At 69.6% G+C, this 21,051-nt stretch carries 21 protein-coding genes, 2 tRNA genes and 1 other RNA gene; 6 read left to right on the top strand and 18 right to left on the bottom strand.

What is annotated here, in order from left to right; all coding sequences use genetic code 11:
* Window positions 1-29: 29 nt before the first annotated feature.
* The 12 genes from Vau01_RS37065 to ffs form a co-directional block, all read right to left on the bottom strand.
* Window positions 30-488: a hypothetical protein gene (locus Vau01_RS37065; protein ID WP_204003340.1), complete on the bottom strand. Its 459-nt coding sequence runs from the start codon at window positions 486-488 to the stop codon at window positions 30-32.
* 80 nt (window positions 489-568) lie between these two features.
* A complete protein-coding gene (locus Vau01_RS37060; protein ID WP_204003337.1) occupies window positions 569-1,720 on the bottom strand; it encodes an ABC transporter ATP-binding protein in 1,152 nt (383 codons plus the stop codon).
* Window positions 1,717-2,703, bottom strand: coding sequence for an ABC transporter ATP-binding protein (locus Vau01_RS37055; protein ID WP_204003330.1), 987 nt, complete (start codon window positions 2,701-2,703; stop codon window positions 1,717-1,719). The genes Vau01_RS37060 and Vau01_RS37055 overlap by 4 nt, the downstream gene beginning before the upstream one ends.
* A gap of 10 nt (window positions 2,704-2,713) precedes the next feature.
* Entirely contained in the window at window positions 2,714-3,679 is a 966-nt protein-coding gene (locus Vau01_RS37050; protein WP_204003328.1) for an ABC transporter permease, read from the bottom strand.
* The gene (locus Vau01_RS37045; protein ID WP_204003326.1) at window positions 3,676-4,680 is read right to left on the bottom strand and encodes an ABC transporter permease; all 1,005 of its coding nucleotides are present in this window, start codon (window positions 4,678-4,680) and stop codon (window positions 3,676-3,678) included. Before Vau01_RS37045 ends, Vau01_RS37050 begins: the two co-directional genes overlap by 4 nt.
* An 83-nt stretch (window positions 4,681-4,763) precedes the next feature.
* A complete protein-coding gene (locus Vau01_RS37040; RefSeq protein ID WP_204003324.1) occupies window positions 4,764-6,434 on the bottom strand; it encodes an ABC transporter substrate-binding protein in 1,671 nt (556 codons plus the stop codon).
* Window positions 6,435-6,541: 107 nt separating this feature from the next.
* On the bottom strand, window positions 6,542-8,026 hold the full coding sequence (locus Vau01_RS37035) for a xylulokinase (protein ID WP_275423997.1): 1,485 nt from the start codon (window positions 8,024-8,026) through the stop codon (window positions 6,542-6,544).
* Entirely contained in the window at window positions 8,023-8,643 is a 621-nt protein-coding gene (locus Vau01_RS37030) for a Uma2 family endonuclease (RefSeq protein ID WP_204003312.1), read from the bottom strand. Before Vau01_RS37030 ends, Vau01_RS37035 begins: the two co-directional genes overlap by 4 nt.
* A gap of 41 nt (window positions 8,644-8,684) precedes the next feature.
* Complete coding sequence (gene recR, locus Vau01_RS37025; protein WP_204003309.1) at window positions 8,685-9,278, bottom strand: recombination mediator RecR; 594 nt, start codon at window positions 9,276-9,278, stop codon at window positions 8,685-8,687.
* Window positions 9,279-9,284: 6 nt separating this feature from the next.
* Window positions 9,285-9,632: a YbaB/EbfC family nucleoid-associated protein gene (locus Vau01_RS37020; RefSeq protein ID WP_204003306.1), complete on the bottom strand. Its 348-nt coding sequence runs from the start codon at window positions 9,630-9,632 to the stop codon at window positions 9,285-9,287.
* A gap of 54 nt (window positions 9,633-9,686) precedes the next feature.
* The gene (locus Vau01_RS37015) at window positions 9,687-12,344 is read right to left on the bottom strand and encodes a DNA polymerase III subunit gamma and tau (RefSeq protein ID WP_204003304.1); all 2,658 of its coding nucleotides are present in this window, start codon (window positions 12,342-12,344) and stop codon (window positions 9,687-9,689) included.
* 150 nt (window positions 12,345-12,494) lie between these two features.
* Window positions 12,495-12,584: signal recognition particle sRNA small type (gene ffs / locus Vau01_RS37010), an RNA gene on the bottom strand.
* A gap of 54 nt (window positions 12,585-12,638) precedes the next feature.
* Between ffs and Vau01_RS37005 the strand changes: the two genes are divergently transcribed.
* The 3 genes from Vau01_RS37005 (at window position 12,639) to Vau01_RS64780 (ending at window position 13,667) form a co-directional block, all read left to right on the top strand.
* Window positions 12,639-12,726, top strand: a tRNA-Ser gene (locus Vau01_RS37005).
* Window positions 12,727-12,844: 118 nt separating this feature from the next.
* On the top strand, window positions 12,845-13,309 hold the full coding sequence (locus Vau01_RS37000) for a hypothetical protein (protein ID WP_204003301.1): 465 nt from the start codon (window positions 12,845-12,847) through the stop codon (window positions 13,307-13,309).
* A 235-nt stretch (window positions 13,310-13,544) separates the two neighbouring features.
* Window positions 13,545-13,667 carry a hypothetical protein gene (locus Vau01_RS64780; RefSeq protein WP_275423995.1) on the top strand — a complete coding sequence of 41 codons (123 nt, stop codon included), beginning with the start codon at window positions 13,545-13,547 and terminating at the stop codon, window positions 13,665-13,667.
* 8 nt (window positions 13,668-13,675) lie between these two features.
* On the opposite strand, the gene Vau01_RS36990 is transcribed toward Vau01_RS64780, so the two are convergent.
* Window positions 13,676-14,263, bottom strand: coding sequence for a class I SAM-dependent methyltransferase (locus tag Vau01_RS36990; RefSeq protein WP_204003294.1), 588 nt, complete (start codon window positions 14,261-14,263; stop codon window positions 13,676-13,678).
* Between the two features lie 85 nt (window positions 14,264-14,348).
* On the opposite strand from Vau01_RS36990, the gene Vau01_RS36985 reads away from it, so the two are divergent.
* Both Vau01_RS36985 and Vau01_RS36980 read left to right on the top strand, forming a co-directional pair.
* Entirely contained in the window at window positions 14,349-14,843 is a 495-nt protein-coding gene (locus tag Vau01_RS36985) for a nucleoside-diphosphate kinase (protein WP_204003292.1), read from the top strand.
* Between the two features lie 244 nt (window positions 14,844-15,087).
* Window positions 15,088-16,275 carry an aminotransferase-like domain-containing protein gene (locus tag Vau01_RS36980; RefSeq protein WP_204003289.1) on the top strand — a complete coding sequence of 396 codons (1,188 nt, stop codon included), beginning with the start codon at window positions 15,088-15,090 and terminating at the stop codon, window positions 16,273-16,275.
* Between the two features lie 345 nt (window positions 16,276-16,620).
* On the opposite strand, the gene Vau01_RS36975 is transcribed toward Vau01_RS36980, so the two are convergent.
* Window positions 16,621-16,707 (bottom strand) — tRNA-Ser (locus tag Vau01_RS36975).
* Between the two features lie 60 nt (window positions 16,708-16,767).
* On the opposite strand from Vau01_RS36975, the gene deoD reads away from it, so the two are divergent.
* Entirely contained in the window at window positions 16,768-17,475 is a 708-nt protein-coding gene (deoD, locus tag Vau01_RS36970) for a purine-nucleoside phosphorylase (protein WP_204003286.1), read from the top strand.
* A 31-nt stretch (window positions 17,476-17,506) separates the two neighbouring features.
* On the opposite strand, the gene Vau01_RS36965 is transcribed toward deoD, so the two are convergent.
* From Vau01_RS36965 to Vau01_RS36950, 4 genes are read right to left on the bottom strand one after another with little or no spacing between them, the layout of a single operon-like run.
* Window positions 17,507-18,694, bottom strand: a complete 1,188-nt coding sequence (locus tag Vau01_RS36965) for an ABC transporter permease (protein WP_239152160.1) — start codon at window positions 18,692-18,694, stop codon at window positions 17,507-17,509.
* Window positions 18,691-19,359 carry an ABC transporter ATP-binding protein gene (locus tag Vau01_RS36960; protein ID WP_204003284.1) on the bottom strand — a complete coding sequence of 223 codons (669 nt, stop codon included), beginning with the start codon at window positions 19,357-19,359 and terminating at the stop codon, window positions 18,691-18,693. The genes Vau01_RS36965 and Vau01_RS36960 overlap by 4 nt, the downstream gene beginning before the upstream one ends.
* Window positions 19,356-20,411, bottom strand: a complete 1,056-nt coding sequence (locus Vau01_RS36955; RefSeq protein WP_204003282.1) for an efflux RND transporter periplasmic adaptor subunit — start codon at window positions 20,409-20,411, stop codon at window positions 19,356-19,358. The genes Vau01_RS36960 and Vau01_RS36955 overlap by 4 nt, the downstream gene beginning before the upstream one ends.
* Entirely contained in the window at window positions 20,408-20,977 is a 570-nt protein-coding gene (locus Vau01_RS36950) for a hypothetical protein (protein WP_204003267.1), read from the bottom strand. Before Vau01_RS36950 ends, Vau01_RS36955 begins: the two co-directional genes overlap by 4 nt.
* Between the last annotated feature and the right edge of the window lie 74 nt (window positions 20,978-21,051).

Below are 21,051 nucleotides of genomic sequence, written 5' to 3'. Positions count from 1 at the left end.
ATCACCACTCGACGCACCGCGTCGACGATCTAGCGACCGCCGCGGTGCCCGCCGCCCGGGCCGCCACCGGCCGGGAGGGTGCCGTTCTCGGCGGCCTTGTAGATGGCGTCGGCCTCGGCCTGGGTCAGCTTGCCGTCCTTGACGGCCTGGTCGAGGCGCTGCTTCAGCGCCGCGAGCCGTTCGGTCTTCGCCGCGGCCTGGTCCTCGGCCTGGATCTTGTCGAGCGCGGCCTTCACCTTGGCCTGGTCGACGCCCAGCTCCTTGGCCAACTTCTCGGCCAGTTCGTTCTCCTTGGCCTCCCGAGCGGCCTCCCGGTCGGCCTTGCTCTGGCCTTTGCCGCTGCCGGCCGACGCCGAGGCGGAGCCGGACGGGCTGGGTGACGGGTCGGCGAAGGCGACGTTCGGGCCGGCGAGCACCAGGGCGAGCAGGCCGCCGGCGCCGGCGACCCCGATGCCGGCGAGCGTGACCTTGCGACGGGTACGGGTCATCGTGATGCCTCCAAACAGGTGGGTCAGCCCAGGACTATCCGGTGCGAACCTGTCGGGAGGCTGTGCTCAGGTTATGAAATCTAGAAGTGCGGGTCGAAGGCGGTCGGGTCCAGCACCTCGGGTATCGAGATCTCGCCGTCGCTGGCGGGCTTGACCAACTCGGCGCGGACGTCGTGCGGCTGGAGCACGCCGCTCTGGATGTCCTCGGCCCAGTGGCAGGCCACCCGGTGGGTGTCCGACGTGCCGGTGATCACCCGCAACACCGGACGCTCGTCCACGCACTTCGTGGGCTGGGCCCACGGGCAGCGGGTGTGGAACCGGCAGCCCCTCGGCGGATTCGCCGGTGACGGCAGGTCGCCGGCCAGCAGGATGCGCTCCCGCTGGTCTTCGACGTCGGGGTCGGGTACCGGTACGGCCGACATCAGGGCCCGCGTGTACGGGTGCAGCGGCTGGACGTACAGGTCGTCGCTGGACGCCTCCTCCACCAGCGCGCCCAGGTACATGACACCGACCACGTCGGCGATGTGCCGCACCACGGCCAGGTCGTGTGCGATCACCAGGTAGGTGAGGTTCAGCTGGTCCTGCAGGTCTTCCAGCAGGTTGATGACCTGGGCCTGGATCGACACGTCGAGGGCCGAGACGGGCTCGTCGGCCACGATCAGGTCGGGCCCGAGCACCAGCGCCCGGGCGATGCCGATGCGCTGCCGCTGGCCGCCCGAGAACTCGTGCGGGTAGCGCGAGAGCGCCCAGCGCGGCAGGCCCACGGCGTCGAGCGTCTCGGCGACGCGCTTGCGGCGCTCGTCGCGGTTGGCGCCGATGCCGTGCGCGGCCAGCCCTTCCACCAGGATCGACTCGACGTTCTGGCGCGGGTCGAGGCTCGACAGCGGGTCCTGGAAGATCATCTGCATCCGGCGACGCATCTCCCGGAGCTTTCCGGGGCCGAGGCTCGTGATCGGCGTGCCGTCGAACGTCACCGTGCCACCGGTCGACGGGGTCAGCTGCAGGATCGCCCGGCCGAGCGTCGACTTGCCGCAGCCGGACTCGCCGACCAGGCCGTAGGTCTTGCCGCGCGGAATGGACAGGTCGACCCCGTCGACCGCCTTGACGAACCCGATCACCTTGTCGAAGATCACGCCGCGCGTGATCGGGAAGTGCACCTTGAGATCCTTGACCTCGACGAGGGGAGCCTCGGTGGGCTCCCCCGTCGAGTCCTTGGAGAGGGACGCGGTCACTTCGCCGCCACCTCCTTCTCGGCCACCGGGTTGACGCACCGGTACGCATGGGCGCCCGTGTGGCGCAGTTCCGGCGGTTCGCCCACGCACGCGTCGACCACGTTGAAGCAGCGCGGCGTGAACGCGCACCCCTCGGGCCACGGCAGCACGTCGCGCATCGAGCCGGTGATCGGGATCAGCCGCTCGCCCCGGGGCGAGTCGAGCCGCGGGATGGATTTCAGCAGCCCGACCGTATACGGGTGCCGGTGCTCGCCGAACAGCACGCGGCGGGGCGCGGTCTCCACCACCCGCCCGGCGTACAGCACGTTGATCGTCTCGCACAGCCCGGCCACCACGCCGAGGTCGTGGGTGATCATCAGGAGCGCTGTTCCCGAGTCCCGGACAAGCTCTTTGAGCAGTTCCAGGATCTGGGCCTGGATGGTGACGTCGAGCGCCGTGGTCGGTTCGTCGGCGATCAGGAGACGCGGCGCGCACGCCACCGCCATCGCGATCAGGGCGCGCTGGCGCATCCCGCCGGAAAGCTGGTGCGGGTACTCCTTGAGCCGACGGTTCGGGTCGGGGATGCCGACCCGGTCGAGCAGGCTCGCCGCCTCCCGGCGCGCCGCCTCGCCCTTCATGCCGCGGTGCCGTTCGAGCACCTCGATGACCTGGATGCCGATCGGGACCACCGGGTTCAGCGACGACAACGGGTCCTGGAAGATCATCGCCACGTCGCGACCGCGGATGTCGCGCATCGCCGACTGCGGGAGTTCGAGCAGGTTCATGCCGTCGAACTCGGCCTTACCGCCGATCCGGACGCCGCGCGGGGGCAGCAGCCGCATGATCGCCAGCGACGTGACGCTCTTCCCGCACCCCGACTCGCCCACCAGGCCGACCACCTCGCCGGCGTCGACCGAGAACGACACCCCGTCGACCGCCGTCACCGGCCGCTCGCCCTTACGGGCGAACACGACCGACAGGTCGCTCACCTCCAACAGCGCCACGTGGACTGCCTCACTTTCGCAGCTTGGGGTCGAGCGCCTCACGCATGGCCTCACCGAGGAGCGTGAAGCCGAGGGCCGTGACGATGATGCCGAAGGCGGGATAGAGGGCCAGGCCGATCCGGATGTCGAGGTAGGGCTGTGCGTCGGCGAGCATCACGCCCCACTCGGGCGCGGCCGAGTCGGGGTTGCCGAGGCCGAGGAACGACAGCGCCGCCGCCTCGATGATCGCCGTCGCCAGGGTCAGCGTGCCCTGCACGAACACCGGCGCCAGCGAGTTCGGCATCAGGTGCGAAGTGGCGATCTTGTTGCGCTTGACGCCGAGCGCGGTCGACGCGAGCACGTAGTCGCTGTTCGCCTGCGCGAGCATCGAGCCGCGCAGCAGCCGGGCGAAGATGGGCACCGAGATCGTGCCGACCGCGATCATCACGGTGAGCAGGCTCGGCCCGAGGATCGCCGCCACGGTGACGGCGAGCAGCAGGCTCGGCAGCGCCAGGAAGATGTCGACCACCCGCATCAGGAAGCCGTCGAGCCGCTTGCCCCACTTGCCACCGAGCGCGAACGAGGCGCCGGCCACGCCGCCGATCAGCGACCCGATCGCGAGACCGAAGATCGTCGCGACCACGCCGACCCAGAGCGTCTGACGGGCGCCCACGACCATCCGGCTGAACTCGTCGCGGCCCTGGTGGTCGTAGCCCAACCAGTGCTCGGCCGACGGGCCGGGGATGATGCCGCGTCCGCTGGCCACCTCGCCGCTGTTGATGCCGATCGGGTCGGTGGGGCTGTACGGAACGAAGAACGGGCCGATCAGCGCGATCAGCACGAAGAGCAGGAGGATGCCGGCACCGATCAGCGCGGCGGGGCTGCGACGCACCCGGCGCAGCGCCTCCTGCCAGAGGCTGCGGCCCCGCTCCTCGGGAGCGCCGGCGAGCTCGCCGAGCCGCTCGATCCGCTCCTTCTTGCGTCCGACCAGGGTCATCGCACCCTCACCCTCGGGTCGATGAACGTGTACGAGACGTCGACTATGAGGTTGATCAGGACGTACACCAGCGCGAACAGCATGATGAAGCCCATCAGCACGGGATAGTCGCGTCTATCGATCGCCTCCACGATGAACGAGCCGACGCCGCTGAACGCGAAGACCGTCTCGGTGAGCACGGCGCCGGAGAGCAAGCTTCCGGTGAGGAGGCCGATCGTGGTCGCGACCGGCAGCATCGCGTTGCGCATGATGTGCCGGCCGCGGATCACCTTGCGGGTGAGACCCTTCGACTCGGCGGTGCGCACGAAGTCTTCCTGCATCACCTCCAGCACGCTGGCCCGGGTGATCCGCATGACCACCGCGAGCGGGATCGACGCGAGCGTCAGGGCGGGCAGCACGAGGTGCATGAAGGCGTCGATGGAGGCGTCCCACTCGCGGGTCAGGATGCCGTCGAGCACGAAGAACCCGGTGACGCGCGTGGCGTCGATCGTCACGTCCTGCCGGCCGGTGGTCGGGAACCAGCCGAGGTTGACGGCGAAGACCTGCTTGTAGATGTAGCCGAGGAAGAACACCGGTGTACAGATGCCGAGCAGACCGACGCCCACGGTGACGCTGTCGATCCACGAACCGCGGCGGCGGGCGGCAAGGTAGCCGAGCGGGATGCCCAGCCCGATCGCGAAGATCAGCGCGACGACCGTGAGCTCGATCGTGCCCGGGAAGCGCTCGAGGAACTCGGTGGTCACCGGCCGCTTCGTCGAGATCGACGTGCCCAGGTCGCCGCTGAGCACCCGCTTCATGAACTTGCCGTACTGCACCCAGATCGGCTCGTCGAGGCCCATGTCGTGCCGGATCCTGGCGCGCAGTTCGGGCGTGCCCCGCTCGCCGAGAATCGCCGTCTCCGGGCCGCCGGGCAGCCGGTGCAGCCATATGAACAGCAGCAGTGACAACCCGAACAAGGTCGGTATCACCTGCAGCAACCGCCGCACGATGAAGCGGAACATCTCACCTACTCCCGACCGAGTCTTGGGCTGCCGCCCACCCGCGACAGGGGAGGCAGCAGCCCAAGACCTTTATGTGGTGTTGCCTACTTGACTTCGGCGTTGACGAAACGCTCGTCGGTCAGCGGGCTCGGCTTGATGCCGCTGACGTTCTTGGCCACCACCAGCGACGGCGGACCGTGCGCGACCGGGACACCCGGGAGGTAGTCCATGATCTGCTTGTTCAGGTCCTTGTACATGCCGAAGCGCTTCTGGGCGTCCGCTTCCTTGTCGGCAGCGGCGAACGCGTCGAACAGCGCCTGGTTGGTGAAGCCCCACTCCGGGGTCTGGTGGTCGAAGAACGTGCCCAGGAAGTTGTAGGCGTCGCCGTAGTCACCGGTCCAACCCAGCAGGTGGATGTCGTGGTCGGCGTTCGCCTGGACACCGTTCAGGTAGTCCGGGCTCCACTTCGCCGGCGTCAGCTGAACCGTGATGCCCGCCTTCTGCAGGTCGGCGGTGATCAGCTCCTGGATGCCCTTGGGGTCCGGCATGTAGGGCCGGGTGACCTCGGTGGGGTACCAGAACTTCAGCGTCAGGTTCGACACCCCGGCCTCGGCCAGCAGGGCCTTGGCCTTGTCGGTGCTGTACTCGTACTTGGTGACGCCGTCGTTGTAGCCGTCGAGGCCCGGTGGCTGGAACTGCGTCGCCACCGTCGAGCCCTCGGGGTACTTCGCCTTCACGATCGCGTCGCGGTTGATCGCGTGGGCGATCGCCTGGCGCACCTTGACGTTCGACAGCGCGGCCTTGGCCGGGCCGCTCTGGTTGATCGCCATGTAGAGGACGTTGAACGCCGGCCGGGTGAGGACGTTGAAGCCCTCGCTCTTCAGCGCGGCCACGTCGGCCGGAGCCACGAGGTCGTAACCCTGGATCTCGTTGTTCCGCAGCGCCTGCTTACGGGCGTTGAGGTCGGAGATCGTCTTGAAGATCAGCGTCTTCAGCTTGGCCTTGTCGCCCCAGTACGTGTCGTTCCGCTCCAGGGTGACCGTCTTGTTCGCCGTGTCCCACTTGACGAACTTGAACGGGCCGGTGCCGACCGGGTGCTCCATCGCGTACGGCGGGTACTTGATGTCGTCGGCCGAGCCCGTGACCTGGTTGGCGTTGTACTGCTGCAGCGCCTTCGGGCTGGCGATCGAGAACGACGGCAGCGCGAGCGCCGACGGGAACTTGCTGGTGACCTTGGTGGTCTCGATGATCGCCTTGTCGTCGCCCTCGGCCTTGCACGACTTGAAGAGGCTCTGACCGAGGTCGGCGCTCTCGTTCTTCTCGTAGCCGCCCATGATCGTCTGCCAGTAGTACGTGACGTCCGGGTTCTGCATCAGACCGGTCGACTTGTACCAACGGTCGAAGTTGTAGCAGACGGCCGCGGCGTTGAACGCCTCGCCGTCCTGGAACTTCACGCCCTTCTTGAGGGTGAAGGTCCACTTCAGGCCGCTGGAGTCCGGCTCGAACTTGTCGGCAAGACCAGGCACGATCTTGGCGCCGCCCTCTTCCGGCCGCACCAGCGTCTCGTAGATCTGCCGGGTCACCCGGAACGACTCTCCGTCGCTGGTGAGCGCCGGGTCGAGAGCCTTGGCATCGCCTGCTACGCCGAATACGAGCGTCTTGTCGCTTGAGCTGCTGCTCGAGTCGTCGGCGCGGTCGCTTTCGGCGCACCCCGCGACGGCGAGTGTGACGGCCGCCGCGACCGCGATCCCCGCCCGCAGTCTTCGTGCACGCATCGAGTTTCACCTCTGCTATTCATCGTGACTGTCCCCGATGGGGGCACCTTAATCCGCGTTCGGCCCTGCGGTGAACGGCGTTCGGGTGCCTGGTATCAACTCGTGTCCTAAAGTGTGGGCGCCCCGCGTGCACTCTGCGTAGCGGCCAGCACCGCCGCTCCGGCCAGGGTCGCCTCCGGAACCGGGCGCCGCGTCCAGTTGCGGCCGTCCGGCGGTGCCGGCCAGTCGCGGTACATCACATCGGTGGCGGCGCCCCCGGTGACAAATACGAGTGGACGCGGTGCGCGCACCGCCGTGAGCAGCGGCAACCGGGCGGCACTCGCGGCGGCCAGCCCGTCGACGACGGCGGTGAGCAGGTGCTCGCGGGTGGTGGCGAGCGTCAGCCCGGAGAACCCGCCGCGGGGCTGGTTCAGCGTGGTTCGATCGCCGGCGAGGTAGGGCCGGAATCGGACGCCGTGACTGTCACCCTCCGTGCCTAATTGCGCGATCAACGCGTGGAAGTCGGCCGATTGCAGGTCCGGGAACAGCGTGCGCTGCACCCACGCGAACGTGGTGCCGGCACTGGCCAACGTGGCGACCGCGACCCAGCGGCGGCCCACCCCGAGCGCCCGGGTCAGCAGCCGCGGCATCGGCCGCGGCTCGTCGATCAGCATCGCCAGGACGTCGGTCGAGCCGACGGAGTTGACCAGCAGCCCGGCTTCGGCGCTGCCGCTCGCAGGGCCGTCCGCGGTGCCGCTTGCGGTGCCGGCCGCGGCGCCTCCCGCTGTGTCGCCGGCGCTGCCGCCCGGGTTATCGCTCGCGGTGCCGCCCGCGGTGCCGCCCGCTGTGCCGCCCGCGCTACCGGCCGCCGTGCCGCATTCCGCCATCGCCGCGAGCATGACGGCACTGCCGTCGAGGCAGCCGGCCTGCATCGGGATGCCGTCGGGCAGCCCCAGTTCGCGCGCCGCGTCCTTCTGCAGGCGGCCGACCACTCGGTTCGCCTCGTGCACCTCGGGAAGCTGGTTCACCGTGCCGTTGGCGACGGCGACCAGGTCGGGGTCCCAGCCGTCGAGGGTGGTGGTGCGGTAGACGCCGAGGAACGAGGCCTGCGACGGGTCGATCACCCGTTCGCCGGTCATCTTGCGGTGCAGCCAGGTGGTGAGGGCTCCGACGAGGTCGGCCCGCTTCAGCAGGTCCGGCTCGTGCTCGGTGTACCACCGCCACGTGGTCGACGCGATGCCGCCCGGGTAGGGGCGGTTGCCGGTGATCTCCAGGTGTCGCCGCTTGCCGACCTCCTGCTCGATCCGGCCGGCCTGCTCGACGCTGCGCCGGTCGGCGTGCGTCACCAGCGGCGTCAACGGTTCGCCGCGCTTGTCCATGGCGATGAACGCCGGCCCGAGTGCGGTGAGCCCGATCAGGTCGACGCCACCCGGCGCCAACTCCCTGGTGGCGGCGACGATCGCGGACCAGACGGCGGCGGGGTCGATCTCCACCCGCACACCCGCGAGAACGGTCTCGTACGAGTGCCGCACCGGCCCCGTCTTCACGACACCGTCGACCAGGACCGCCGCCTTGACCGAGGACGACCCGATGTCGAACGCGAGAACCCTCAGAGCGTGTCCAACTCAGCCGGGTCGAGCGAGACGTCGATCCACGTGTCGGGCCCGACCGCGAGCGGGAACGTGTGCTCCTCGCCAGCGGCCCCCGTGACCGTGCGCACGCCGCCGTCCTTCTCCAGCACCTGAACGATGATCAGCGGGAACGGGCCCTCGTGCTGGCGCGACTTCTTGAGCTCCACCCGCCAGTAGCAGGGGATCCCCGCCTCTGCGTACAGGTCTGGCTTCGTGCCACGGTCAAGGAAAGCCGACGACGGCGATACGACCTCGACCGCGGTGTACACCGCAGCGAGCGGCACCGCCCCGGTGATGCCGCGCATCTCGCTGGCGCTGGCCACGGTGACGTCGGGCACCGGCCCGTCTTCGTCGGTGACGCGGATGGCGACCGTGGTGACCGCCCTCGCGCCATGTGGCTTGACCAATGGACTGAACAGTGTTCGCAGCTCGTCGGCCACAACCTGGTGCAGTGGCGCCGGCGCCGGCGACATGACGAGAGACCCCCCGAAGACCTGGTATTGAGTACCGTTTTCGGGGAGCGTGAACAGATCGTCAACCGTGTACGACGGCATGGTTCGCATTGTCTCAGGCAACGGCTCAATCGCCAGCGCAGTCATGATGAACCCTCCCCAGGATTTGGGGATATCTTCCCACGATCCTAGATCTGGCGCCGTCCCTCGAAGGCCCGCCCCAGCGTGATCTCGTCTGCGTACTCGAGGTCGCCGCCGACCGGGAGACCGCTGGCCAGCCGGGTGACCCGGAGGCCCATCGGCTTCACCATCAGGGCCAGGTACGTGGCCGTCGCCTCGCCTTCGGTGTTGGGGTCGGTGGCCAGGATCAGCTCTTTGATCTCGCCGGACTGCAGACGCGTCATCAGCTCGCGGATGCGCAAGTTGTCGGGGCCGATGCCCTCCAGCGGGTTGATCGCCCCGCCGAGCACGTGGTAGCGACCGCGGAACTCGCCGGTCTTCTCGATCGCCACGACGTCTTTGGGCTCCTCGACCACGCAGATCGCCTCGTCGTGGCGGCGCGGGTCGCGGCAGATGCGGCACTGTTCGCTCTCGGCCACGTTGAAGCACGTGGTGCAGAACCGCACCTGGTCTTTGACCCGCTGCAACGCCATGGACAGGCGCTTGACGTCGACGGGGTCGGCCGAGAGCACGTAGAACGCGATGCGCTGCGCGCTCTTCGGCCCGACACCGGGGAGCCGGCCAAGCTCGTCGATCAGGTCCTGGATGGCGCCTTCGTACACCGGGCGCTACATCCCTGGCAGGCCGAGGCCGCCGCCCATGCCACCGAGGCCTGCGGCCAGCGGGCCCATCTTCTCCTCGGCCAGATTGCGCATGTTCTCGTGCGCGTTGGCGAACGCCGCGACCACCAGGTCTTCCAGCGTCTCGACGTCGTCGGCGTCGACCGCCTTCGGATCGATCTTGACCGCGGTGACCTCACCACCGCCGGTCATCGTAATCGTCACCAGGCCGCCGCCGGCCGTGCCGTTGACCTCCGCCTCGGCGAGCGCGGCCTGTGCCTCGGCAAGCTGCTGCTGCATCTTCTGGGCCTGCTGCATGAGTTGCTGCAGGTTGGGTGCTCCACCGCCGGGTTGCACAGGGGGTCTCCTTCGGTCAGCGCTGTCCTTTGAGGCTGCTCAGTCGAGCGTAGTTCAGTCGATCCGCTCGGCACCGAGGTGCTCCCGTAGGAGCCGCAAAGCCTGCTCCTCGCTTGTCTCGCGGATCACCGGCCCGTCTTCGTCGACCGGCTCGTCACCGGGATCGAACCCGTAGTCGGACTCGTACATCGGCGGCGGCTCGTCGCTCCATGCCGGCGCCGCCTGACGCCCCGCCGAGGCCCGCGACTGGGTCCTCGCCTGGGCCGGCGCCTCCGTCCGGCCGGACGACGAACGCGCCGCCGCCGCACGCGCGGCCGCCACACCTGCCGACGCCGTACCTGCGGACGCTGTGCCGACCGACGCCGTACCTGCGGACGTTATGCCGGCGGGCGCCGCACCGGCGGGCGCTGTGCGGACGGAACTTGTGCCGGTGGACGTCGCACCGGTGGGTGCTGTACCGGCCGGTGCCGTCGCTGTCGCGTGGGTGGCCTGCATTGTCGCGGCGGGCGCCGTGGCGGTTCCCGCGTGGACGCCGCCGGGCACGGCCGCTGCCGGCCAGCCGTCGTCGCCGGTGGGCGCGCTTGCGGGGAGACGCGGTGCGGGAGTCCGCTCGGCGGACGGCGCCTGGTGCGGCGGTTGGCCATGCCCGCCGGCGGCCGCGTGCGACTGGTTCTGCGCCTGGTCGTGGGCCTGGCCGTACGCCTGGCCGTGGCCCTGGCCGTCGGGCTGGTTATGGGCCTCGTTCTGCGCCTGGTCGTGGGACTGGTTCTGCGGCTGGCTGTGGGCCTGGTTGTGCGCCTGGCTGTGTGGCTGGTTCTGGGCCTGGCTCTGCTGTGGCGGCGGCTGGGCCTGTGCCGGCGGTGCCGCGGACGGCGGGGTCTGGCCGACGATCTCGCACCGGATGTCCCATCGGCCACCGATCATCTCGGCGACGGCGTCGGCGAGATTCTTCGTGTTGTTGGACAGCATGTTGGCGTGCACCTGGTGCTGGAACACCAGGATCAGCCGGTCGCCCTCGACGTCACGAACCGTTGCCTCCCGGGCGACCGCCCACTCGCGGACGCTCTTCTGGCGAACGGCGACGAGGATGTCGTCCCAGACCCGGCGGACGGCGGCGGCGTCGAGGCCGCCCTCCACGGGTGGGGGGACGGCTTCCTGCACCGGGGCCTGAGCCTGGGCCTGCGCGTGATGAGACTGGGACTGCTGCGGCTGGCCCTGGTGCGGCTGCGGTTGCGCTGGCTGTGGCCGGGCCGGCTGGGGCTGTGCGGGCTGCGGCTGGGCCTGGGGCGGCGGCGCTTGCTGGGGCTGCGGCGGCTGGGCTTGTTGCGGCTGGGCTTGCTGGGGCTGCGCTTGTGGGGGCTGGTAGCGGGACTGCTCCTCGGCGACGGGTGGTGCGGCCGGAGGTGCTGGTGGGGCGGGTTCGTCGGCAGGGGGGCCGGTGGGGGGTTCGTTCTGGGACGTGGTGGTCGCCCGGCTGGGGGGCGTAGCGCGTCTCAAATTTTCCTGGACCTCGGCGGGCGCCGAGCCTTCGCGCGGAGCTTCACCGCTCGTGGCGCCCAAGCGGCGTTCGAGCCGCTCCATGCGTTGGAGGAGGGCGCCGGTGGAATCGTCGGCGCCGGGGAGCAGCATGCGGGCGACGAGGATCTCCAGGAGGAGGCGCGGGGCGGTGGTGCCGCGCATCTCGGTGAGGCCGTCGTGGACGATTCCGGCGCAGCGGGTGAGGGTGGCGAGGCCGAGGCGGCCGGCCTGGGTGGTGAGGCGTTCGAGCTGGTCGGCGGGGTAGTCGAGGAGGCCCTTGGCGGCGGCGTCGCGCACCTGCTGGAGGACGATCAGGTCGCGGAGACGTTCGAGCAGGTCGCTGGCGAAGCGACGGGGGTCGTGGCCGGCCTCCATCACCCTGTCGATGGCGCTGTAGGCGGCGCTGCCGTCGGCGGCGGCCAGGGAGTCGCACATCTCGTCGAGGAGGGCGGCGTCGGTGACGCCGAGCAGCGCGACGGCCCGGCTGTAGGTGACGCCCTCCGGGCCGGCGCCGGCGATAAGTTGATCGAGGATGCTGAGAGAGTCTCGGGCGCTGCCGCCGCCCGCCCGCACCACCAGCGGGAACACCGGCGCCTCGATGCTCACGTTCTCTTTCGCCGCGAGTTCTTCGAGGTAGGGGCGCAGGGTGCCGGGCGGAATCAGCCGGAAGGGGTAATGGTGGGTGCGAGACTTGATCGTGCCCAGCACCTTCTCGGGCTCGGTGGTGGCGAAGACGAACTTGACATACTCGGGCGGCTCTTCGACAAGCTTGAGCAGGGCGTTGAACCCCGCCGACGAGACCATGTGCGCCTCGTCGATGACGTACACCTTGAAGCGGCTGCTCACCGGGGCGAAGAACGCGCGTTCTCTCAACTCGCGCGCGTCGTCGACACCGCCGTGGCTGGCGGCGTCGATCTCGATGACGTCGATGGAGCCGGCCCCGTCGGGCGCCAGCGCGACGCAGCTGTCGCACACGCCGCACGGCTCGGGGGTGGGGCCCTTCTCGCAGTTCAAGCTTCTCGCCAGAATGCGGGCGCTGGAGGTCTTGCCGCACCCGCGCGGCCCGGAGAACAGGTAGGCATGGTTGAGGCGGCCGCTGCGCAGCGCCTGCATCAACGGCTCGGTGACATGCTCTTGCCCGATGACCTCGGCAAACGTGCGCGGCCGGTACTTGCGGTAGAGCGCCAGCGCCACCTCAGCCCCTCCTTCATGCCGGATGCGGGGATGGTCCGCCGGTTACGGTACCGCCCGGGTGGGACAGTCTGAGGCAGCTGGGGCTGGGCTTGGGACCCGGCGTGAGCCGGGCTCGGGCCCGGCGTGGGCCTGGCCCAAGCCTGGACACGAAAAGGCCTCTCGTGCACCCGCCAGAGCCCGGTTACCCTTGCTGCCTTCCGGCCCTGGGGGAGTTAGCGGGGTGACGCCGCACGAGAGGTGCCTTGAAGTGTACCCGCTTCGCACGCCGCCCCGACGACCGGTATCCTTCTCGCCGGAGGATTCGCCTAGAGGCCTAGGGCGCACGCTTGGAAAGCGTGTTGGGTTCACACCCTCACGAGTTCGAATCTCGTATCCTCCGCCAGTTGACCAGGCAAACAGGGCTGACGCGCACGCGGGTCAGCCCTGTCGTCGTCTCAATTACCGGCGGCCGGCATCGTTGTGCGATGGACCCACACGGAGTTAGCAACTACCTTTGAAGTATGAGCATCGCGGCCGAAGCAAACATCTCTGACCTGCTGCAACGCCCTACAGCCACGCTTGAACGGCTGAAGGGGCGGGCGTCGAGGCTCTTGCTCCACCGCCGGGACGGCGAAGACCTGGTCGTGACGACCGCATCACGATACGAGCAGGAACGCGAAGTGCTCGCGGCGGCCGTCAAGATGTTTCGGTTCCTCGTCCGCACGGACCTGGAGACCGCGGCGGACCTGATGCTCGAAGTCTTTCCGTGGGTCCAGTTCCTGCCGCCGGCGGATGGCCGGGCCTTCGTCTCGGAGTTCGTGAGCGTCCTGCACGCCAGCGAGGACCTCGACAACCTCACACCGGTATGGCAACTCGTCGTCGAGTGGAAGCACACCGCAGAGGTGTTCGCCGATCCTGAACTGCTGGACGTCCTTCGCTCCGAGGGTGAAGACCTCGGGCCGGTACCCGAGCCGGTGGTCGACTGATGCCTGCTCGACGGGAGACCGTGTCGCGCCACCCGCCGGGCCCAACCATTGGGGGGTCGTCTTCGGGACCAACGACGCGGCGAAGGGCTGGGAGGACCTGTGCACGCAAGCCGCCGCGAACACGCGCATCGCGTGGCAGACGATGTGTACCGAGCCGCAGCCGGCGGTACACACTCCCCGGCATCACCGGCTCCGAGGCAGCCTGGCGCACGGTTCCGTCCGAGGTGTCGAGGCGTTGCTTCCGCAGTGGCAATACGAGGTGACCGGCAGCGGCCGGATCTGGTATCTCGTGGACGACCAGCGTCGACGGGTCATCGTGATGTACGCGGGCACGGGTCACCCGAAAGCGACCGACTGACGGAGCACTCAGCGGTGCACGCTGAGCGTCAGGTCGCCGCGGGCCGGGTGGTAGGAGTGGTCCAGCATCCACCGTCCCGAGAGGGAGGCGGCCAGGTCTGCCGCTTCGCCCGGGGTCAGGTAGAGCTCCTCGGGATCCTTCTCCGACTCGTCCCGCAGCGCGCTCAGGAAATTGACCGACAAAGCGATCCCGCAGCGTTTGAACAACGACGTCACCAAACGGCGGTAGTAGCGCGGATCGGCTTCGTCGGCGAATTGGAAGAGTCCGCTGGCGAACACGTAATCGGCCGGGGGAAAGTCGACCGAATCGAAATCGATGAGGCGGAACTCGCTCGTCGACGGGAGCAGGTCGGAATTCATGTCGAGGCCGAGATAGGTGAACGGATATCCCAGGGCGGCGAGGTGTTCGCGCAGGGCGCCGGTTCCGCAACCGTAGTCGACCACCGAGCCACCGCGATAACCAGCCGATCGCACCAGGGCGTCGAACCGGGCGCGCTGGCCATCGGCGCTGCCCCATCCGTCGAGCCAGTAGGCCTCCGCGGGGGCGTCGGCCGCGAGCTGATCGTGGAAGGCGGTGATGGCGGCGATTCGGGTCATGGCCAGATTCTGACCCGCGATCTTGGACTCACGTACACGCTATAACGTGTACGCGAGTCCTAGGTCCGAAAATAGGGGAGCCAGTGTGACGACCGTCGAACGAACCCTTGTACTACTGAAGCCGGACGCTGTGATGCGTGGGCTCGCGGGGCGGGTGCTCCAGCGCTTCGAGGACGCCGGGTTCAAGATCGTTGGCGTCAAGATGAAGCAGATGGACGCCGAGTTCGCCCGTAAGCACTACTTCGACCTCGAAGAGCGCTTCGGCAAGTCGGTCTTCGATGTGACGGCCGCGTTCATGCAGCAGGGGCCGGTTGTCGCACTGGTTCTCGAGGGCGTCGAGGTGGTGGCCAACGTTCGCAAGTTGGTGGGCTCGACGTTCCCGAACCAGGCACCCCCCGGCACCATCCGCGGCGATTTCGCCCACACGTCCAAGGGTTACACCGAGGCCCAGCACAAGGTGGCCGCGAACCTCATCCACGCCTCCGGCAACGTCGACGAGGCGAAGTACGAGGTCGACCTGTGGTTCAGCGCCGAGGAACTGCACGAATACCAAACCCTCGCGGAGAAGTACACGTTCTGAATGCGTCGATACCGGTACGTCGGCCCGGAGGACATCCGGGCCGCGGCCCTGTCTTGAGGGGACGCTGCGCGTAGCGGACCGGCGCAGCGAACACGTCGGCCGCGCGAGCCACTTCCGGCGAATTGGAACGTGGCGACACCTCCTTAACGGACGCTAAGGTAGACGCGGCTCCTCGATCAGGCAGCCCCCACGAAGAGCGCCGACCCCGCGCTCACCGGAATCCCGCGCCTGATGGAGTCTGCCCATGTTGTCCACCCCGGTCCGCCCCGCCCAGCGCCTGCAGGGCGTCGCCAGTTCGCCGGTCCGCGATCTGCTCGCGCTCATCGACCGGCCCGAGGTGATCTCGTTCGCGGGCGGCCTGCCCGCACCCGAGCTTTTCGATCTCGACGGCCTGCGCGCCGCCTTCGACCGCGTCCTGTCCGGGCCGCACGCCCGCCGTCACCTGCAGTACGCGCCCACCGAGGGCAACCCCGACCTGCGCGCGCTGGTCGCGGCGCGGATGTCGGCGCGCGGACTACCCACCGAGGCGCGCGATCTGCTCGTCACCACGGGCTCGCAGCAGGCGCTCACCCTGATCGCGGCCGCTCTGCTGGACCCGGGCGCGGTCGTCGCCGTCGAGCAGCCGACGTACCTGGCGGCGCTGCAGTGCTTCCAGCTGGCCGGCGCGCGCATCGTGCCGGTGCCGAGCGACGACGACGGCGTCGACCCGGCGGCGCTCGCGAAAGTGCTGGCTGCTGAGCGTCCCCAATTGCTTTATCTGGTGCCGACGTTCGCCAACCCCACGGGACGGACCCTGACCACCGACCGCCGCGCCGCCGTGGCGGCGCTGGCCGCCGAACACGGAACCTGGGTCGTCGAGGACGACCCGTACGGCGAACTGCGCTACCGCGGCGCGGCCGTGCCCGCGTTGGCCGCCGAACCGGCCGCCGCTGACCGGGTGCTGCACCTGGGCAGCTTCTCCAAGGTCGCGGCGCCCGGGCTCCGCCTCGGCTGGGTGCGGACGCCGGCGTCGCTGCGCAATGCGCTGACCGTCGCGAAGCAGGCCGCCGACCTGCATACCTCGACGATCGACCAGGCCGCGGCGGCCGCCTACCTGGCCGACACCGACCTCGACGCCCACATCCGCCGCCTCCGCGACGCCTACCGCGAACGCCGCGACGCCATGATCGCCGCGATGCCGGCCACCGCCCCCGACGGCAGCACCTGGACCGACCCGGACGGCGGAATGTTCACCTGGCTCCGCCTGCCGGCCGGCTCGAACGCCACCGGGCTGCTGCCCGCGGCGCTCGATGCCGACGTGGCGTTCGTGCCGGGTGCCGCGTTCTACGCGGCGACGCCCGATCCGGCGACGCTGCGACTGTCGTTCACCACCCACACCCCGACGGAGATCACCGAGGGGATGCGCAGGCTCGCGAGCGTGATCAGGGGATAGGGCGCACCGCGCGGACGTGCGGTGTGCTCGAATGCAGGTAGCCGAATCGCTGGGCGTTGAACGGCTCGCGCAACGGACACGTGCCCGAAGGCGCTTCAGCTCTTCCTTGGTCGGAAGTCGCCAACCGTGCTGGCCCGCGATCCGCAATCGGCTGGGCCCACGCTCGAGCGGATACAGCAGAATCGGGAAGACCAGACCCTGCTCGTCGGCGAGGGCCTTCTCCTGCCGCAGCAGCGTCTCGCGGGTGACGAACATCGACCACTCCCGCCGGCACCACTCGGACCGGATGTAGGACGGCGACAGGCGGGAAAGACGAACGCCCAGCACGAGGGCTGGGCGTAGAAGCGGTGGCGGCGGGATTTGAACCCGCGGAGGGCTTGCACCCTCACACGCTTTCGAGGCGTGCTCCTTAGGCCACTCGGACACACCACCGCCGAGAAGGGTACCGGACCCGCGCCGTGGGCCGCACCGGGGGCTGGCAGGATCGACCGCATGAGTACGCATATCGGTGCCGCCCCTGGTGAGATCGCCCCGCGGGTTCTGATGCCGGGGGATCCGCTGCGCGCCAAGTGGATCGCGGAGACCTTCCTGACCGACGCGAAGTGCTATTCCACGGTGCGGAACATGTTCGGGTTCACCGGAACCTACAACGGCGTGCCGGTGTCGGTGCAGGGGTCGGGCATGGGCATGCCGTCGGCGTCGATCTACGCGCACGAGTTGATCAACGAGTACCAGGCCAGCACCCTGATCCGGGTGGGTACCTGCGGCGCCCTCACCGCCGACCTCAATCTGCGCGACGTCATCGCCGCGAGCGGGTCGAGCACCGACTCAAACATGAACCGGTTCCGGTTCGACGGGCTGATCGACTACGCGCCGGTCGCCGACTTCGGGCTGCTGAGGACCGCCGTCGAGAAGGCGGAGCAGAAGGGCATCGAGATGACCGTCGGGCCGATCCTGGCCGCCGACGCCTTCTACACCGAGCGGCCCGACCTGTACGACCGGCTCGCCGACTACGGGGTGCTCGCCGTCGAGATGGAGTCGGCGGCCCTGTACACGATCGCGGCCCGCTACAAGGCGAAGGCGCTCACCCTGCTGACCGTCAGCGACAACCTGAAGACCGGCGAGCAGTCCAGCGCCCAGGAGCGCCAGGAGACGTTCGCCCAGATGGTCGAGGTCGCTCTGGACACGGCAATCGTGTGAAAGGGGCCCGGCGAAACACCGGGCCCCGAGATCACACCGCCAGTGCCTCCGTGGGCGACAGGCGCGCGGCACGCATCGCCGGGTACAACCCGGCCACGGCGCCGATCAACAGCGTCGCCAGGGCACCGCCCAGCGTCGCCCACGGGGGGACGACCGTCGGCCAGCCCTGCATCAGCGCGTACGACCCCGTCACCACGATGCCGACGAACACCCCGCCGACGCCGCCCAGCAGCGACAACAACAGCGACTCGGCGAGGAACTGGGTCCGCACCTGCCCGCGCGTGGCCCCCAGCGACCGCCGCAACCCGATCTCGGCCCGCCGTTCCAGCACCGAGATCACCATCGTGTTCGCGACGCCGACGCCGCCGACCAGCAGCGCCACCGCACCGAGCCCGAGCAGCAGCCCGGTGAACGCGTCGTTGGTGGCCTTGGCCGCCGCCAGCGCGTCGGACGGCCGCGACACCTTCACCTCGCTCGGCGCCTCCGGGTTCGCGGTCGGGCCGAGCACCGCCTGGACGTCGGTGACGGCGTCGGGCCGGGCCCGCGTGTACACGGTCGTCGGGTGGCCGTCGAAGCCCAGGAACGACGCGGCGCCCGTCCACCCGACCAGCACCGCGCTGTCCAGCTCGCGAGCCAGCGGCACGGGTGACAGGACGCCGACCACCGTGCACCACACGCCGCCGACCAGCACCTGCACGTCGGGGCCGGCCGCGATCACGCCCAACCGCGCCGCGGCCGACGACCCGAGCACCACCGCCGGGTAGCGCGCGAGCGCCTCGTTCAGCCACGTGCCGCTCGACAACGCGGCGCCCACCACCGTCAGCAGGTCGAGCCGCGCCGCGTACACCGCGATCCCGCCCGACTGCGCCGTCGGGATGCGGTCGTTGCGGTACGCCCGCGCGTCGGAGATCCGCCCGACGGCCGACACCGACTCGACCGGCCCGATCCGCCCGATCATGTCCACCGCCTCCAGCGGCAGGGCCGAGTCCTCGCCGAACATCGTCTGCCCCGGTGCGACCGTGAGCAGGTTCGTGCCCAGCGCGTCCAGCTGCCGCTGCACCTCCGCCCGCGACGACGACGAGATGCCGACCACCGACACCATCGCCGCGATCCCGATCGCGATGCCGAGCGCGGAGAGGAACGCCCGCAACGGCCGCGTCCGCAGCCCCACCCCGCCGACGCGGAGCACGTCGCCGAACGACAGCCGGGCCGGGTTCACAGCGCCACCGCCGGCGCGACGACGAGGCCGTCCCGCATCGCCACCTGCCGGGGCAGGCTCGCGGCGATCTCCCGGTCGTGGGTGATCACCACGACCGTGGTGCCGGTGACGTTCAGCTCGCGCAGCAACTCCATCACCCCGGCGCCGGACGCCGTGTCGAGGTTGCCGGTCGGCTCGTCGGCCAGCAGCAGCACCGGTTCGCCGACCACCGCGCGGGCGATCGCCACCCGCTGCTTCTCGCCGCCGGAGAGCTCGTGCGGCCGGTGCTTGAGGCGGTGGCCGAGGCCGACGCGCTCCAACGTCGCCGCGGCGCGGCGCCGTCGCTCGGCCCGGCCCACGCCGGCGTACAACAGGCCGTCGGCCACGTTGTCCATCGCGTCGGTCCCGGCCGCGAGGTGGAACTGCTGAAAGACAAAACCAATTTTGGACGCGCGCAGCGCCGACAACTTACGGTCGTTTAGACGATTCACGTCGTGCCCGGCAATGCGCACTTCGCCGGCGGTCGGCCGATCGAGGGTCCCGATGACGTGCAGCATCGTCGACTTGCCCGACCCCGACGGCCCGACGATCGCGACCAGTTCACCCGCGTCGACGGTCAGCGAGACGCCCCGTAACGCCTCGACGCCGCCCGGATACACCTTCGTGACCTCCCCGAGTTCGATCATGACGGCATGCCGACCGTCATGCCCTCGGTGAGGCCCTCGCCGGTGATCTCCACCTTGCCGCCGGAGAACAGCCCGGTCTCGACCGGGACGATGCGCGTGGTGCCGTTCTCGACGACCTGCACGCCGTAGCCGCCCTCGGCGAGCGCGAGCAGCGCGGCCACCGGCACGGCGAGCACGTTCTTGCGCTCGGAGACGGTGAACGTGACGTCGACGGTCGCCTGGTCGTAGCCCTCGATGGACTTCTGATCGGCGTCGGCCAGCGCCACCGTCACCTCGATGTCGGTGCTCGCCTCGTTGTTGCCCGACGCCGGCGTGATCACGGTGGTCACCGCGCTGATCGTGCCGTTCGCGGTCTTGCCGCCGGGCAGCTTGACGGTGACCTGCGCGCCCTTCACGGCCAGCCGCTGGTCGGCCACGTCGAGGGTGACGGTGACGACCTTCGCGGTGCCGCTCATCTTGACCACGTTGCCCTGTGCGGAGCCGCCGACGGAGGCCTCCGCACCGGCCACCCGCATCGGGCCGGACGCGAACACGACCCGGCCGAGCTCGACCGTGCCCGTCTCCTCGATCCCGAGGTCCTCCTGCCACTCCTTGACGGCCGCGGCGGTGGACGACGTGAACTCGTCGTCGACGGTGAACCCGGTGTAGCCCAGGTTCCTCAGCTCCGTCTCGAACTGCTTGACGTCGGCGCCCTCCAGCCCGCTCCGCAGTTCGCGGTAGGCGGGCATCCCGCCGTACATCAGCACCACCGGCGTGTTGTCGACCCGGTACAGGACCTGCCCGCGCTGCACCACGACGCCGGTCTCGGGCAGCCAGGTGATGGTGCCGTTGATCCGTCCGGAGACCGTGATCTCCGTGCCGTGACCGAGCGTGCCGTCGACCTCCTTGCGGTCGTACAGCGTCGTACGGGCGATCGTGGCGGTGCCCGGCGGTTTGGCGGTGCTCTTCGGCGTCCCCTCGTTTCCGCCGCCGAAGCCGAGCGCGGCGGCCGACGCCGCGCCCACGACGGCGACCGCCGCGACCACCGCGATGACTACGCGACCGACCTTCACGAGCCACCGTCCGTCTTCTGCGTGCTCGACCCCGGGCGCTGCGGCATGAACTCCTCGCACTTCTTGTGGGCGTCCTTCCACTTCTGGCTGTCGGGGTCCATGTCGCTGTTCTGGTCACCCTCGATGCGGATGCCGCCGTCCGGCTGCGGGTCCGGGAAGTCCGGGTAGCCGTTCTCCCGCATGCACTGGGAGAACTTGCGCATCTGGTCGAGCTCTTCGGTGGTGAGCTTCGGCGGCTCGCCGCCGTTGGGCAGGTACTGCTTGCACTTCTCCTGCGCGGCCTGGACCTTCTCCCGGTCGGCCGGCTCGGCGCCCGCCTCGGCCGGCCCACCGAACTTGACCCTGCCGTCGTCGTCGACCTCCGGGTCCGGCATGTCGACGCCGTTCTCCCGCATGCAACTGGCGTACTTGGCCGTCTGGGCGGCGATGTCGCCTTCATCGGGATCCGCGCTGGCGGAGGTCTTGCCCTCCCCCGCGGTAGCGATGCCGTCGCCCGTCTTGTCGTCTCCGGCGCAGCCGCTCAGCAGTGCCAGAGCGGCGATGAGCGCCAACAGCGTTCGTCTCATGGTGGCGATTCCACGCGTCGCGGCATAAGACGGCCGTCAGTGCCGGGCTTTATCTCGGCCTTACGCCGCAATGG

This window comes from Virgisporangium aurantiacum, assembly GCF_016863635.1.
GTDB classification, from domain to species: domain Bacteria; phylum Actinomycetota; class Actinomycetes; order Mycobacteriales; family Micromonosporaceae; genus Virgisporangium; species Virgisporangium aurantiacum.
The sequence above is the reverse complement of the archived record's forward strand: the minus strand, read 5'-3'. Positions and strand labels throughout refer to the sequence as shown.